This window comes from Paenibacillus sp. An7, assembly GCF_009870785.1.
In the GTDB taxonomy this organism is placed as follows: domain Bacteria; phylum Bacillota; class Bacilli; order Paenibacillales; family Paenibacillaceae; genus Paenibacillus.
In genome coordinates this window covers 18805-32289 of the sequence record NZ_WTWX01000012.1, presented here as the reverse complement: position 1 = coordinate 32289, position 13485 = coordinate 18805, and the positions used below count along the sequence as shown (strand labels likewise).

Genomic DNA, 13485 nt, shown 5'->3' with positions numbered 1-13485 from the left:
TCTGAGCGTAATTATTACAAAATATGTTTTACGGATTAAGCAACATCGTTTGTGATGAGATAACGAATTACTTCGTCAGAAATTTTCATGAGACGTTCCAACTCGGAAACGACAGCTGGTTCAGCGTTGAAGTTAACCAACACATAGTGACCATCACGGAATTTCTTAATCTCATACGCAAGACGGCGTTTACCCAAAACATCATGTTTTGTAATTTCCCCGCCATTGGAGATGATGCCTTGGAATTTTTCGACTGCAGCTTGAACAGCTTCTTGTTCAATATCAGGACGAATAATGTACATCACTTCGTATTTGCGCATAACTATACACCTCCTTATGGACATAAGGCCCTCTAGCTTAGCTGAGAGCAAGGAACGAGAATAAACTCGCACCACTTCAATATAACATTTTCATGGTATGAGTGCAAGCACATGTTCTCTTTTACCATTAGATAACCCAACATGATTGGAATGGAATCTGTGCACAATAAGGAAGCAATACAATATAAGGAGGGATACCAATGGGTGAAAGAACAGAATTCGAACCAGGAGATAAAGCACCAAATGACGGCGAATATACTGAGGTTGGGGAGGCCAGTTTTCACACAGAAATCAACAATCCCAAACGAGTGAAGCTGAAAAAAGGCGATCCGTTCCCAGAAACAACGAATAAAGATCGTAAATGGAAGAAGCTTACCAAAGCCCGGGTTCATTAATCATTAACGGCTAAATAAAATTATTTGTAACTCACGTTTATTTTTCTCATTACCGGACATAATACAGTTAAGGCAGTGCTCAAGGAGAGTTGTGGTTCCGTTGGATGTATTGAAAACCGAGCCGGACATTCGCTTAGAGGAGGGTCTTGATCGTGGCAAATAGAAGCGGAAGGTAATGTGCCGAAGATGAAATAATTGGATTCAGATGCACTAGTATTGCTTTGCAGTACACCGAGTTTCTTACGAATTGTTACGTAAAGATGTTTTCTTTACCATAACGCACTGCCTTCCGGGAGGGACCCTTTTAGGGTCCTTTTTTGGTTTCTTTACAATAAGCATCTTCTAAACAAAAACATTTGTAATGAACAATAGCAACAACAGCAAAAGTCTCCATATACGAAAAAACCTCTTACGTTGAAAACGTAAGAGGTGCGTCCGTATTTTAGGTTAGGTTCAATCATCTAGTTAAATGGCGGAAAGAGAGGGATTCGAACCCTCGCACGCCGCAAGGCGCCTAACTGATTTCGAGTCAGTCCCCTTATAACCTCTTGGGTACCTTTCCGCAGCAAGATTCATTATATCAAAAAAGTCTTCTAATAGCAAGAAAGGATTGCCCCAGTCTGCTTCTTATTCTGACTGAGGCTCTTTAGATGAGCGAAGTACTTTTTTGAAGTTTTTTTCAAATTTTGCTCTAGGAACTAGCACACTATGCTTACATCCAACACACTTAATACGGATATCCATTCCCATACGTATGATCTCCATCTCATTGCTTCCGCAAGGGTGTGGTTTCTTCATCTGTACGATGTCTCCAAGATCATAAATTTTACGCTCCACCTGATCCATCTCCTGTCTCATCATCTTCCCTTGATGCGGCACTCTCTAACTCAGCCATACGAACTGTTTCTTGATATTCAAGTGCTTGCCTCACATCCATCTGGATGTCACGCTGCACTGCATTATTCATATTCGGCAGACACTCGGCTACCACACGGATCACATACTCCGATGTTGTCATAGACTGAATCCCCATAACCTCAGGAACAGTCAGTACATTGGTATTACGTTCTGGCAGGTTGCGTACAGCCTCTTTTACAAGCCGCATTGCTTCACCCAGTCGTTCTTCACCTTTCATCGGAATATCTACAACTGCTCTTGAGTTAGCCATTGAAAAGTTAGTAACTGTGGTGATTCCCCCGTTAGGAATAATATGAACCTCTCCAGTAAAACTAATAATCTTCGTTGTTCTTAAACCGATCATTTCCACCGTGCCTTTTAAGGTGCCGGTTTGAATGACATCCCCAACAGCGAATTGGTCTTCAAATATAATGAAAAAACCGGTTATCACGTCTTTAACTAAACTTTGTGCACCAAATCCAATGGCGAGTCCAAGTACACCAGCACTAGCTAACACGGGTGCTAGATCTACACCTAGTTGACTAAGAATAAGGAGCACCAGAATGAAGTTACATGCCATGGACACTACATTTTTCAGAAGTTCTCCAACTGTATTCACTCTGCGCGTATTAAGTCGTATTCTTCTTTCCGAATCATTATTGAGTAAAGATTTATCAATAATTCCATGCAGTAATTTAATAACAATCCGTGTTAGAACAAATACAATAAGAATCTGTAATAGTGTACCTGCGTAGCCGATCCACATGTCGGCATCTGTGAACCAATTCCATAAACCATCTGTAATTTTTTGAACCCAGCCCACGGCTTCCTCAACCGTTTCTTCAACTTTTCCATTACCTGGTTCTTCCGTTGCATTGGTTGTGCCAGTCAATAACATTAGCGGCCAATCCACTCTTTACTCACCTCTTTAGTAAACGATCTCTATATGATTTCTATATACCCGGTCCCTTCTTTTCGAAAGATACCGCGTACTTCAACTTTCTCTGTCATGATAACATACTTTACTTTGTCCAGAAATTGCTCAGGGAACTGAATTGATAAAGCACAGCCTGCAGTTATCTCTTTCGGGGTAGGACAGGTATCGATCTCAACCTCCGCGTACTCTAGCAGCATTTCTGCATAGATCGCTTGCTGTGTTGAGTCAAAAGCTATCGTAAGCCACGTATCCATTCGCGAATACTCCTTATCTATGATGGTCTAGTGAATTGAAGTATAAAAACCAGCATTCTTCCATATACTAATACTACTATTCCAAGCACGAAAGGAAGATAGTGCGACTATGAATCGTAATCCTAAAGCTTTATCTTCACAGGACATGCCTGGCCTGAAAATACCTCATACGGATCCAGGTATTGCTTCAGCCATTGTCCACCGTTTACTATTCCATCTATTTCAGGCACCTGCCCATAAAGAAATTGTCATTGTTTGTATCGGAACGGATCGCTCAACAGGCGATTGTCTTGGTCCTCTCGTGGGTACTTCTCTATCCAAGCTAAAGAGCAGTTCCATTTACCATCTATACGGTACACTAGAAGAACCCGTTCATGCAATGAATTTACAAGATACACTTGATGTAATTTATTCCACACATGCTGACCCTTATGTTATTGGTATCGATGCTTGTCTTGGACAATCTTCTAGTGTAGGCTGCATTCAAGTATCCGCCGGACCTCTTCGCCCAGGAGCAGGTGTAAATAAAGAATTACCGCCGGTTGGCGATATCCATTTGACAGGTATCGTTAACGTCGGCGGCTTTATGGAGTATTTTGTGCTTCAGAATACTCGGCTTAGTCTGGTCGTTCGCATGGCAGAAGTGATCTCCCACAGTTTATATGATGCACTTACCGAATGGCATAAGCGTGTTACGCTTCTTGCTGTGCAAGAACAATAGCTTCTTTTTCCTCGTTTGATAGAGAATAGGTTGACTCTCCCCCTTTTAGGGGCTTTGCATATACATAAGAACCATCCCGATTATATAACCCTGTTAACACGAGACCATCGCTCTGTTCATTCAGCATGGCAACAGAAAAACTCAGATCTGTCCCCCGCTCTCCATATGCATTATAACGTTTTACTCCTATTTTCCCTTGGACTTGCTTCAACTTCACAAGTGCCTTTTGGATATCATCTTTATTCTCAGCCTGCATATCCTCGATAGCATCCATTTGAACTTTAAGTTGAAAAAGTAAGGACTCTAAATCTTCTACTCCTGTACTAGACATTAAGTTGTCATAGTTTTTACGAAGTTTACGCATCTTTACAGCTTGGACAATCATCATGATTAAAAGAACAAGAACAATTAACAGAGTACCAAAAATTATAATAGGCAATTGTTCCAGGATCAGTTCATTTATATCTGTCATTTATTGTTCCTACTCCTCTATTAATTAAGATCTACTGGCAAGATCGTGGACAGCTGCGAGCAGCGCCGACACTTCCGCCTCTGTTGAGTTTACACCAAAACTAGCTCTTACTGCTCCTTGATTTAAAGTTCCTGCACTTTCATGTGCTAGTGGGGTACAGTGATATCCAGAGCGCACTGCGATACCATATTCTCGGTCAAGCCGGAAAGCTAATTCGGCAGAATCTATGTTTTCTATATTAAAAGATACAAGTCCGCTTCTTGAGCATCCTTTTCTTGGGCCCAAAATATGTGCTCCTGGCACCTTTTCTAATCCCTCTATTAAATACTGAGATAACGACCACTCATGTTCATAGATATGATCGATCGATAAGGATAATACTTGCTCTATTCCTGCCGTTAAACCAGCATACCCCACCACGTTGGGTGTACCTGATTCATAACGGTCAGGTCTAATCGTCGGTTGCCCTATTGCTTCTGATTGGCTGCCTGTCCCTCCGTAAATCAGCGGCTTCACATCGAGATCAGGATGAATGTAAAGGCCACCTGTTCCCTGCGGCCCGAGCAAACCTTTATGGCCGGGAAAAGCCAACAGATCAATCCCCATCTTTTCTACATCAATATGCAGGACTCCCGCACTCTGAGCGGCATCGACGAGCAAAGGGATTCCGTATTTTCGAGTAACCGCACTAATCTCTTTCAATGGAAGAATACTTCCGAGCAGATTAGAACTATGCGTTACTGCTACTAATTTGGTGTGAGGACGGATTCGGCTCTCGAGCATATTCATAGATATTTGGCCTTCATCCGTTAGCGGAAGATAATCCACCTCAATCTGCCCGAGTGATTTTAAATATTCTAAAGGTCTTCTTACCGAATTATGTTCCATCATTGTAGTAATTACATGATCGCCTGGTCCCAAAATTCCTTTTATCGCTAAATTTAAACTCATTGTAGTGTTAGAAGTAAGTACGACATCATTTGGATTATGAATCCTGAACAGCCTTGCAATAGCACGGCGAGTATGAAATAATACCCGACTTGCGTTGACAGACATTTGATGACTTCCTCTGCCCGGGTTTGCACCTGCTGTTTCCATTGCTTGAAGCATCGCTTCTTTTACTGTTTCCGGCTTCGGCCATGAGGTAGCAGCGTGATCCAAATATATGATTTCTTTCATTTCCCTACTCCTCTACAAAAGAAAATGACATATCTTTTCTTCCTACCTGAGGTAAGAGGACGATATGTCATTACACTAAAGACTTACTTACCCATTACCCTCATATTTATGTGTATTGATGATAGGTTAGACATGTAGATCATTCGAGAAGTCCATTTATTGAAGTAATTCTAATAGTCTCTCTAAATCTTGTTTGCTGTAATAATTCAGTTCAATCTTTCCTTTTTCCTTGTTAGCCTTAATCTTTACCGTAGTCTTGAAACGATCACGCAGACTTTCCTCAACCGTTTCAATGTAAGGGTCTCTTCTCTTCTGCTTAGACTTAGATTTACTTTCGTTTCCCTTACGATCCAATTGTTGAACAGCTTCTTCAAGTTCTCTAACGCTCCATTGCTTCTGGATACATTCCTCAGCCAGTTCCTTTACTACCTTTTGATCCTTAAGACCAACAATAGCTCTTGCATGCCCCATGGATAATGTTCCACGTGAAACATAATCCTTTACTTCCTCAGGTAAGGTTAACAACCGTAGAAAGTTAGCAATATGAGATCTTGATTTACCAACTTTCATAGACAGCTCTTCTTGAGTTAGAGAGAACTGTTCCATAAGACCTTGATATGCTACAGCCACTTCCATAGCATTTAGGTTTTCACGTTGCAGATTTTCAATAAGTGCAATTTCCATGACTTGCTGTTCAGAAAAGTTACGAACTACGGCTGGTACTGTAGATTTACCGCAATACTCAGATGCGCGAAAACGCCTCTCACCCGCTATAATTTCATATCCTTTAAGCACACTGCGAACAATAATCGGTTGAATAACTCCGTGCTGGCGAATAGATTCAGCGAGTTCTTTTATGGACTCTTCATCAAATGTTTTTCTAGGCTGATAAGGATTTGCGCGAAGCTGGCTGAGTGGTATCTCCACAACTTTGTCATCATCGTTGATCGAAAGCGAAGGTAGAAGTGCATCCAAGCCTTTACCTAAACGCTTACTCATATGAAATCACTTCCTTTGCCAACTCTAAATAAACCTCCGCTCCTCTTGAGCGAGGATCATACGTAATAATAGACTGTCCATGTGATGGTGCTTCACTAAGTCTAATATTGCGCGGAATAATCGTTCTATATACTTTTTGTTGAAAATACTTTTTGACTTCTTCTATAACTTGGATCCCAAGATTCGTGCGAGCATCAAACATGGTAAGCAGTACACCTTCAATTTGAAGAGAAGTATTCAGATGTTTTTGTACAAGCCTAACTGTATTTAGGAGCTGACTCAAACCTTCGAGGGCGTAATATTCACACTGAATTGGAATAATAACAGAATCGGATGCAGTCAGTGAGTTAATGGTAAGCATTCCAAGTGAAGGAGGACAATCAATCAAAATATAGTCATACTCATGTTTGATCATCTGCAGAGATTTCTTCAGACGAACTTCACGAGAAATGGTAGATACAAGTTCTATTTCCGCTCCAGCGAGCTGAATTGTTGCGGGAATCAGATGGAGTCCCGGGATATTCGTTTCGACAATTGCTTCTTTAGGATGGATCTCTTCAATGAGCACATCGTAGATACAATAAGCAACATCTGCTTTATTAACACCCACCCCACTAGTTGTGTTGCCTTGGGGATCTATATCTACAAGAAGCACACGCTTGCCAAGTGAAGCTAGTCCGGCACCTAGATTAACAGAGGACGTGGTTTTACCTACTCCGCCCTTCTGGTTTGCTACGGCAATAATCTTTGACACTTTTTTCACCTCAGTATAGGAGTCATTCCTTAGGGGTACGAGATAATAGATATCGGCGCAATAGCTAGAATGAAGTAGATAGAAAAAGCGGCACCTGAGCCGCTGTATGTTCATTATTTACGTTTCGGAATTTGTATTACTATTTCATAATGATCTTCATGATCAGATTCTTTTGTTTTGATGTCGAGGCCTGAATCTGACACCATATCAATGGATTGTCTAATTGTGTTCAAAGCGAGTCTAACGTCTTTTGTAAAAGAAAACCGTTTTGACTTCTTAATCTTGGAAGACTCTTTGTAGAAAGCAATCCTTGCTTCCGTTTGTTTTACATTGAGTTCTTTAGTGATGATTTCTTCGAGAATTTTTAATTGGATCTCCAAACGATCTAGGGAAAGTAGTGCTCTCGCATGTCGCTCTGATATTTTCCGTTCCATAAGAGCCATCTTCACTTCTTCAGGTAAATGCAGCAAGCGAATTTTGTTTGCTATTGTGGATTGGCTTTTTCCAAGGCGCTGTGCCAGACTTTCTTGTGTTAACTGGTGCAAGTCGATCAGCTTTTGATATGCCACAGCTTCTTCAATTGCTGTCAGCCCTTCACGCTGTAAGTTTTCAATAAGTGCTATTGAAGCTGCTTGAGAATCATTAAATTCACGTACAATAGCAGGGATATGTTCCATGCCAAGTTTCCTTACGGCACGCCAGCGTCTCTCCCCAGCAATAATTTCATATTGTCCGTTCCGAACGCGAACCACAATGGGCTGAATGACACCATGAGTTTTAATCGTTTGGCATAATTCTTCAATCTTCTCGTCATCAAAAATCGTACGGGGCTGATACGGGCTGCTCACAATTTCATCGATCGGAATTTGTTTTACTTCTTCCCCGTTACTGCGTTCCGTCAAACCAAACAACTTAGAAAATTGTTCTTTCATTCCGTAGATTACCACCTAAATTCAAAATAGTGCCGCTTTAGGCACTTCATTGACTGTTCTCTCTTCGATTCCATGTTGCAACTAGGCTAAGCCGTCTTCTTTATGTATAGTATTATGTTCTATGACGTTTAGACTCTATCTGTACGAAGAAACTACTCCCTCTATTCTATCACTTTTTCTTCCATAATCCTATTGTTTGGCAGTGAATTTTATCTCATTTTAAGGAAAATTGACTTCTAGTATTTTCATCGTGTTTGTTGATTTTGAGCCTTGTTTTTATATCGTTTTTGAGGCTTGTTTTTATGCAGATAAAATATAGTATTATTTCTTATTTTGAGAAGTTAGATTACTTAAAAGAACAAAAAAAAGGGAATGTTTCACGTGAAACATTCCCTTCTTATTATTTAACAAGTGGTGTCTTAAGTGGTGTTCCTGGTTTTCTAGGATACATCTTTGGCGTGTTTGCTATCTTACGGATTAAAATCATATGCCTTGCTGACTCTTCCACAGGTAGTTGGAAAGCATGTGTCTCAATGAGTTTACCCTTTAACTCTTTTAAACTGTATGCCGCTTCTGTCAATTCTGCAGTAGGATCGCTACCCTTCATTGCTGCGAACATTCCGTCTTTACGGACAAAAGGTAAACAAAATTCATTAAGTACCGCAAGCCTCGCAACAGCACGCGCAGTAACTAAATCATAATGATCTCGGTAACCTGCTTTTCTTCCGACCTCTTCTGCCCGACCATGAATAAGTTCCACGTCTTCAAGTCCAAGAGCATCACAAAGATGTTGTAAAAAAGTAATCCGTTTATTCAGAGAATCAATAATCGTCAGCTTCAAATGAGGAAAACAAATCTTAAGCGGAATACCCGGGAAACCTGCCCCAGAACCTATATCCGCAATTGTATTCACTTCGTCCATTCCTACATAGAAAGCAAGTGACACAGAATCATAAAAGTGTTTTGTATATACTTGCTCTCTTTCAGTGATACCGGTTAGATTCATTTTCTCATTCCAAGATACGAGCTCTTTATAATAAATCTCAAATTGATCTAACTGCTTCTCGCTAAGCTCAATCTGATGTTCTGCTAAGCGTTCTTGCAATTCCTTCTGTATATGATCCATTGTTACCCCCTAGATGCAGTAACCCGATTATAATGTTCTAGATAAACGAGCAATATTGAAATATCTGCCGGTGTTACACCCGAGATCCGGGAAGCTTGACCGATAGAGATTGGACGAATTTTTTCTAGCTTTTGTTTCGCTTCCATTGCCAAACCATGAATCTCATTGTAATTAATGGTATCTGGAATTTTCTTTTTCTCCATTTTCAGCAGACGTTCTACATGAGTGAGTTGCTTCTCAATATAACCCGCATACTTAATTTGGATTTCAACTTGTTCCTTCATCTCTTCATTTAGATCATAAGGAGAAGGTGAGATTTTCTCGATAAAAGAATAATTCACTTCAGGACGTCTCATCAAGGTAAGAAGAGAAATTCCATCTTGCAAAGGCGTTGACTCTATACTTGCAAGAAGTTCATTCACTTCTGAAGGACGAGTACGAGTGGTACGCAAACGTTCGATTTCCTGTTCTACTTTTTCCTTTTTATTAAGGAATTTAGCATAACGTTCATCCGTCACAAGTCCAATCTCATGTCCAAGTGGAGTAAGTCTCATGTCGGCATTGTCATGACGCAAAAGCAGTCGATACTCAGCACGCGAAGTAAGCAGACGGTAGGGCTCATTCGTACCTTTTGTCACCAGATCATCAATAAGAACACCGATGTACCCTTGCGAACGATCTAGAACAACCGCTTCTTTTCCTTGTGCTTTACGGGCTGCATTGATTCCAGCCATAATCCCTTGACCAGCTGCCTCTTCATAACCAGAAGTTCCGTTAATTTGTCCTGCAGTAAACAACCCTGGAAGACGCTTAGTCTCAAGCGAAGGAAGAAGTTGCGTCGGCACCATAGCGTCATATTCGATGGCATAGCCGTTACGCATCATCTGTACATTCTCAAGTCCTGGAACAGAACGCAATACTTCTAATTGCACATCTTCAGGTAAGCTGGTAGACAAACCTTGAACATAATATTCTTTGGTGTTTTTACCTTCGGGTTCTAGGAAAATTTGGTGTTTTGGTTTATCACTAAAACGAACAATCTTGTCTTCAATGGAAGGACAATAACGTGGTCCCGTACCTTCAATTACACCTGAGAACATGGGGGCACGATGCAGATTATCTGTAATAATCTGATGTGTTTCAGCTGAGGTGTACGTTAACCAGCATGGCAATTGTTCATTGTCTGAGCTTTCCGTCTCATAGGAGAAAAACTTAGGAATATCGTCTCCTGGTTGGATTTCTGTTTTACTGAAATCGATGGTATCCTTATGCACCCGAGGTGGAGTCCCTGTCTTGAAACGTACAAGTTCAAAACCAAGCTCTTTAAGATGATCAGATAACTTAATCGAAGGCTGCTGATTGTTTGGTCCGCTCTCATACATCAGTTCACCCATAATTACTTTACCGCGTAAGTAGGTTCCTGTTGTAAGTACAACTGATTTAGCACGGTATTCTGATCCTGTCTGTGTAACGACACCGACACACTCTCCGTTTTCCACGATTAAACGCTCTACCATGCCTTGGCGCATCGTAAGATTCGGTTCCATTTCTAACGTTTCTTTCATGGTGTGCTGGTAAGAAAATTTATCTGCCTGGGCTCGAAGCGCATGTACTGCTGGACCTTTACCTGTATTCAGCATTCTCATTTGAATAAATGTTCGGTCTGTATTGCGGCCCATTTCTCCACCTAAAGCATCAATTTCACGGACTACATGACCTTTTGCTGGTCCACCAATCGATGGATTACATGGCATAAATGCGACCATATCCAGATTAATAGTGACCATCAGCGTTTTGCAGCCCATACGAGCTGCAGCGAGAGCTGATTCAACACCAGCATGACCTGCACCAACGACAATAACATCGAATGTACCGCCATCAAATCCCATCGTGCCTTCCTCCTTGTTTCAGGGATTTCTCCCTGTAATTTATATTGCTGTATTGAAACGAAATCAGAACCTCACTGTTCTAGACTTCTTATCAAGTTCATTTCTAGGCGCTTATACAAAGCACTAAATTCCATTATATCAAAAAACATGGGAATTCCATAAGACTTGATTCGATTGATTTAGATCATTCCAAATGATAAATCTATAATGAATCCCGTGGATCTAATAATTATATCTTCTTTATTTCCCTAAACAGAACTGGGAGAAAATCTGATCAATTAGAGCATCATGCGCAGTATCTCCAACAATCTCACCGAGTTGCTCCCAAGCTAATCTTACATCAATTTGAATCATATCAATCGGGATGAACTGTTCAGCAGCGTCATAAGCATCCTGTAAAGACTGCTTTGCTTTTTTCAGAAGAGAGATGTGCCGTACATTACTAACATAAGTGAGATCTGCTGATTCTAATTGCCCGCTAAAGAATAGTTTTGATATTGCTTCTTCAAGCAGGTCAATACCTTCTTCTGCTTTTACAGACATCGGTACGATTAATTCGGGATCAATATAGCGTTCTAATATGTCCCGGTCAATCTTGGTTGGGAGATCCATTTTATTTAAAATAACAATAGCCTGTCTGCCTTTAATTTGCTCCAAAAGTTCGAGCTCATCCTCATGCAGCGGTTCTCCCGCATTTACTACCATGAGAATCAGGTCTGCTTCTGTAAAAGCAGTGCGAGATCGTTCCACACCAATCTTCTCAACAACATCCATTGTTTCCCGAATACCCGCCGTATCGAGCAATTTTAAAGGAATATTATTAATGGTTACAAACTCTTCTATGACATCGCGAGTTGTTCCTGGAATATCTGTGACGATCGCACGGTTATCTTGAGCCAGTGTATTAAGCAAAGAAGATTTACCTACATTAGGTCTTCCAACGATGGCTGTAGTAATTCCTTCTCTTAATATTTTCCCTTGTTCTGCTGTTTTTAACAGCTTATCAATTTCGTTCATAACATGAGACGATTTTTCTTTGATAAATTCAGAAGTGAGTGATTCTACGTCATGCTCTGGATAATCAATATTCACTTCAATATGTGCCATTGTTTCTACAAGGGTATAACGAAGATCACGTATTTTTGCAGAGAGAGCTCCCCCTACTTGTTTTAAAGCAACGGAAAAAGCACGATCTGACTTAGAACGAATGAGATCCATAACACCTTCGGCTTGAGACAAGTCAATTCTTCCATTCAAAAAGGCCCTTTTGGTAAACTCGCCTGGTTCTGCTACTCGGATATCCAGCATAAGCAGTAGATCCATAATTCGTTTAACGGAAATAACACCACCGTGCGAGCTAATCTCTACCACATCTTCTGTGGTGAATGAACGTGGAGCTCTCATCACTGTGACAAGTACCTCTTCCACTTTTTCTTGTGTCTGTGGGTTGATAATATGTCCATAATGAACGGTGTGAGATTCCGCTTGTTCGAGTGGTGTTTTACTTTTTACAATCTTACCTACTTCTTTGATTGCATCTGGACCACTGACCCTAATGACAGCAATCCCTGCTTCACCTACAGCTGTAGAAATAGCTGCTATTGTATCACTAATCATCTATTTCACCTTCCCGTATCCATGGTTACGATCTATATTCAAGTTATAAGACTGTTATTTTCATTATTAACTGAATCAATTTCATAATACCTTGGTTGATTTAATCAGGTCTACATATAGATCAAAATGATTTTATTGTCTATATGCGTACCCTGATTACGAAAAAAGCAATGGCTTCTGCACGGGGCAGGAAGCCATTGCGTAATCGCATGAAATCACATTAAGCTTATTTAAGTGTAATAACCACTCTACGGTTAGGCTCTTCGCCCTTGCTGATTGTATTCACCTGACGATGATTCTGAAGTTTAGCATGAATCACCTTGCGCTCCTGGGAAGGCATGGGTTCAAGGACTACTTCTTTTCCCGTCCGAATCACCTGTGAAGCCAGTCGATCTGCAAGTTCTTCGAGTGTCTTACGACGTCTTAATCGAAAATTCTCCGCATCAAGAATAATTCGTACGAAACTGCTTGAGTGTTTGTTTGCCACAATATTCGTTAAATATTGCAAAGCATCTAAAGTCTGGCCTCTACGTCCAATAATAAGACCAAGATCTTCTCCGGTAATGTTGAATATCTTACCATCCCTGCTTTTTTTGATCTCAATTTCAACATCGAGACCCATACCCGCAGCTGCTTCTTTCACAAAATTGCTCGCTTCAACATATGGATCTACATCATTAGATATATTAGTATCTAGCTCCGTTGATCTTGAAGATGTAAGCTCAGAAGTACGGATCAGAGCAGAATCGGGCTCGTTTTGAAAAGATTCTTCTGCCTGTTTTGGCTTAAGTGTCAATTCTACTTTGGCTGGCTTAACACCAATGAGACCTAAAAAACCTCTGGATGGCTGTTCTAAGACGTTTAACGTAACCAGATCTCGACTGACACCAAGCTTAGCCAGTCCTTGATCTACAGCATCTTCTATCGTTTTACCTGTCACAATGACGGTGGTCATATGGATCGCCGTGCCTCCTTTGCCACTTCCTGATCTGA

Annotated in this window: 15 protein-coding genes and 1 tRNA gene; 2 read left to right on the top strand and 14 right to left on the bottom strand. The window is 40.8% G+C overall.

All coding sequences use genetic code 11. The annotated features are described in order from the left end of the window. Positions 1–35: 35 nt before the first annotated feature. Positions 36–320, bottom strand: coding sequence for a 30S ribosomal protein S6 (rpsF, locus tag GQY27_RS14260; RefSeq protein ID WP_160035531.1), 285 nt, complete (start codon positions 318–320; stop codon positions 36–38). Positions 321–520: 200 nt separating this feature from the next. Between rpsF and GQY27_RS14255 the strand changes: the two genes are divergently transcribed. Beyond that, positions 521–715: a YjzC family protein gene (locus GQY27_RS14255; protein ID WP_160035529.1), complete on the top strand. Its 195-nt coding sequence runs from the start codon at positions 521–523 to the stop codon at positions 713–715. A 470-nt stretch (positions 716–1185) separates the two neighbouring features. Here GQY27_RS14255 and GQY27_RS14250 read toward each other — a convergent pair. The 4 genes from GQY27_RS14250 to GQY27_RS14235 form a co-directional block, all read right to left on the bottom strand. Next, positions 1186–1277 (bottom strand) — tRNA-Ser (locus GQY27_RS14250). Between the two features lie 65 nt (positions 1278–1342). Continuing rightward, positions 1343–1552 (bottom strand): DUF951 domain-containing protein, encoded by a 210-nt coding sequence (locus GQY27_RS14245; protein WP_160035527.1) that lies wholly within the window; start codon positions 1550–1552, stop codon positions 1343–1345. Next, positions 1542–2510, bottom strand: coding sequence for a mechanosensitive ion channel family protein (locus GQY27_RS14240; RefSeq protein WP_160035653.1), 969 nt, complete (start codon positions 2508–2510; stop codon positions 1542–1544). The genes GQY27_RS14245 and GQY27_RS14240 overlap by 11 nt, the downstream gene beginning before the upstream one ends. Before the next feature lie 44 nt (positions 2511–2554). Then, on the bottom strand, positions 2555–2803 hold the full coding sequence (locus GQY27_RS14235) for a putative Se/S carrier protein (protein ID WP_160035525.1): 249 nt from the start codon (positions 2801–2803) through the stop codon (positions 2555–2557). Between the two features lie 109 nt (positions 2804–2912). Between GQY27_RS14235 and yyaC the strand changes: the two genes are divergently transcribed. Beyond that, positions 2913–3524 (top strand): spore protease YyaC, encoded by a 612-nt coding sequence (gene yyaC / locus GQY27_RS14230; protein ID WP_160035523.1) that lies wholly within the window; start codon positions 2913–2915, stop codon positions 3522–3524. Here yyaC and GQY27_RS14225 read toward each other — a convergent pair. The 9 genes from GQY27_RS14225 to jag all read right to left on the bottom strand — a co-directional run bounded on the left by GQY27_RS14225 (position 3496) and on the right by jag (position 13447). Next, positions 3496–3996 carry a DUF4446 family protein gene (locus tag GQY27_RS14225; protein ID WP_160035521.1) on the bottom strand — a complete coding sequence of 167 codons (501 nt, stop codon included), beginning with the start codon at positions 3994–3996 and terminating at the stop codon, positions 3496–3498. The genes yyaC and GQY27_RS14225 overlap by 29 nt on opposite strands. A 24-nt stretch (positions 3997–4020) precedes the next feature. Further along, on the bottom strand, positions 4021–5175 hold the full coding sequence (locus GQY27_RS14220) for an aminotransferase class V-fold PLP-dependent enzyme (RefSeq protein ID WP_160035519.1): 1155 nt from the start codon (positions 5173–5175) through the stop codon (positions 4021–4023). A gap of 156 nt (positions 5176–5331) precedes the next feature. Further along, on the bottom strand, positions 5332–6174 hold the full coding sequence (locus GQY27_RS14215) for a ParB/RepB/Spo0J family partition protein (RefSeq protein WP_160035517.1): 843 nt from the start codon (positions 6172–6174) through the stop codon (positions 5332–5334). After that, positions 6167–6928 carry a ParA family protein gene (locus tag GQY27_RS14210; protein ID WP_160035515.1) on the bottom strand — a complete coding sequence of 254 codons (762 nt, stop codon included), beginning with the start codon at positions 6926–6928 and terminating at the stop codon, positions 6167–6169. Before GQY27_RS14210 ends, GQY27_RS14215 begins: the two co-directional genes overlap by 8 nt. 113 nt (positions 6929–7041) lie before the next feature. Beyond that, positions 7042–7860, bottom strand: a complete 819-nt coding sequence (gene noc / locus GQY27_RS14205; protein WP_160035513.1) for a nucleoid occlusion protein — start codon at positions 7858–7860, stop codon at positions 7042–7044. A 400-nt stretch (positions 7861–8260) separates the two neighbouring features. After that, on the bottom strand, positions 8261–8986 hold the full coding sequence (rsmG, locus tag GQY27_RS14200) for a 16S rRNA (guanine(527)-N(7))-methyltransferase RsmG (protein ID WP_160035511.1): 726 nt from the start codon (positions 8984–8986) through the stop codon (positions 8261–8263). Between the two features lie 2 nt (positions 8987–8988). Next, positions 8989–10875 (bottom strand): tRNA uridine-5-carboxymethylaminomethyl(34) synthesis enzyme MnmG, encoded by a 1887-nt coding sequence (gene mnmG / locus GQY27_RS14195; RefSeq protein ID WP_160035509.1) that lies wholly within the window; start codon positions 10873–10875, stop codon positions 8989–8991. 240 nt (positions 10876–11115) lie between these two features. After that, positions 11116–12492, bottom strand: coding sequence for a tRNA uridine-5-carboxymethylaminomethyl(34) synthesis GTPase MnmE (gene mnmE / locus GQY27_RS14190; RefSeq protein WP_160035507.1), 1377 nt, complete (start codon positions 12490–12492; stop codon positions 11116–11118). Between the two features lie 226 nt (positions 12493–12718). After that, positions 12719–13447 (bottom strand): RNA-binding cell elongation regulator Jag/EloR, encoded by a 729-nt coding sequence (jag, locus tag GQY27_RS14185; protein WP_160035505.1) that lies wholly within the window; start codon positions 13445–13447, stop codon positions 12719–12721. Between the last annotated feature and the right edge of the window lie 38 nt (positions 13448–13485).

What these genes read in the sequence shown, in the direction of transcription:
- rpsF (WP_160035531.1), bottom strand. Translation starts at nt 320, where the DNA reads ATGCGCAAATACGAAGTGATGTACATTATTCGTCCTGATATTGAACAA.
- GQY27_RS14255 (WP_160035529.1), top strand. Translation starts at nt 521, where the DNA reads ATGGGTGAAAGAACAGAATTCGAACCAGGAGATAAAGCACCAAATGAC.
- GQY27_RS14240 (WP_160035653.1), bottom strand. Translation starts at nt 2,510, where the DNA reads ATGTTATTGACTGGCACAACCAATGCAACGGAAGAACCAGGTAATGGA.
- GQY27_RS14235 (WP_160035525.1), bottom strand. Translation starts at nt 2,803, where the DNA reads ATGGATACGTGGCTTACGATAGCTTTTGACTCAACACAGCAAGCGATC.
- yyaC (WP_160035523.1), top strand. Translation starts at nt 2,913, where the DNA reads ATGAATCGTAATCCTAAAGCTTTATCTTCACAGGACATGCCTGGCCTG.
- GQY27_RS14225 (WP_160035521.1), bottom strand. Translation starts at nt 3,996, where the DNA reads ATGACAGATATAAATGAACTGATCCTGGAACAATTGCCTATTATAATT.
- GQY27_RS14220 (WP_160035519.1), bottom strand. Translation starts at nt 5,175, where the DNA reads ATGAAAGAAATCATATATTTGGATCACGCTGCTACCTCATGGCCGAAG.
- GQY27_RS14215 (WP_160035517.1), bottom strand. Translation starts at nt 6,174, where the DNA reads ATGAGTAAGCGTTTAGGTAAAGGCTTGGATGCACTTCTACCTTCGCTT.
- noc (WP_160035513.1), bottom strand. Translation starts at nt 7,860, where the DNA reads ATGAAAGAACAATTTTCTAAGTTGTTTGGTTTGACGGAACGCAGTAAC.
- rsmG (WP_160035511.1), bottom strand. Translation starts at nt 8,986, where the DNA reads ATGGATCATATACAGAAGGAATTGCAAGAACGCTTAGCAGAACATCAG.
- mnmG (WP_160035509.1), bottom strand. Translation starts at nt 10,875, where the DNA reads ATGGGATTTGATGGCGGTACATTCGATGTTATTGTCGTTGGTGCAGGT.
- mnmE (WP_160035507.1), bottom strand. Translation starts at nt 12,492, where the DNA reads ATGATTAGTGATACAATAGCAGCTATTTCTACAGCTGTAGGTGAAGCA.
- jag (WP_160035505.1), bottom strand. Translation starts at nt 13,447, where the DNA reads ATGACCACCGTCATTGTGACAGGTAAAACGATAGAAGATGCTGTAGAT.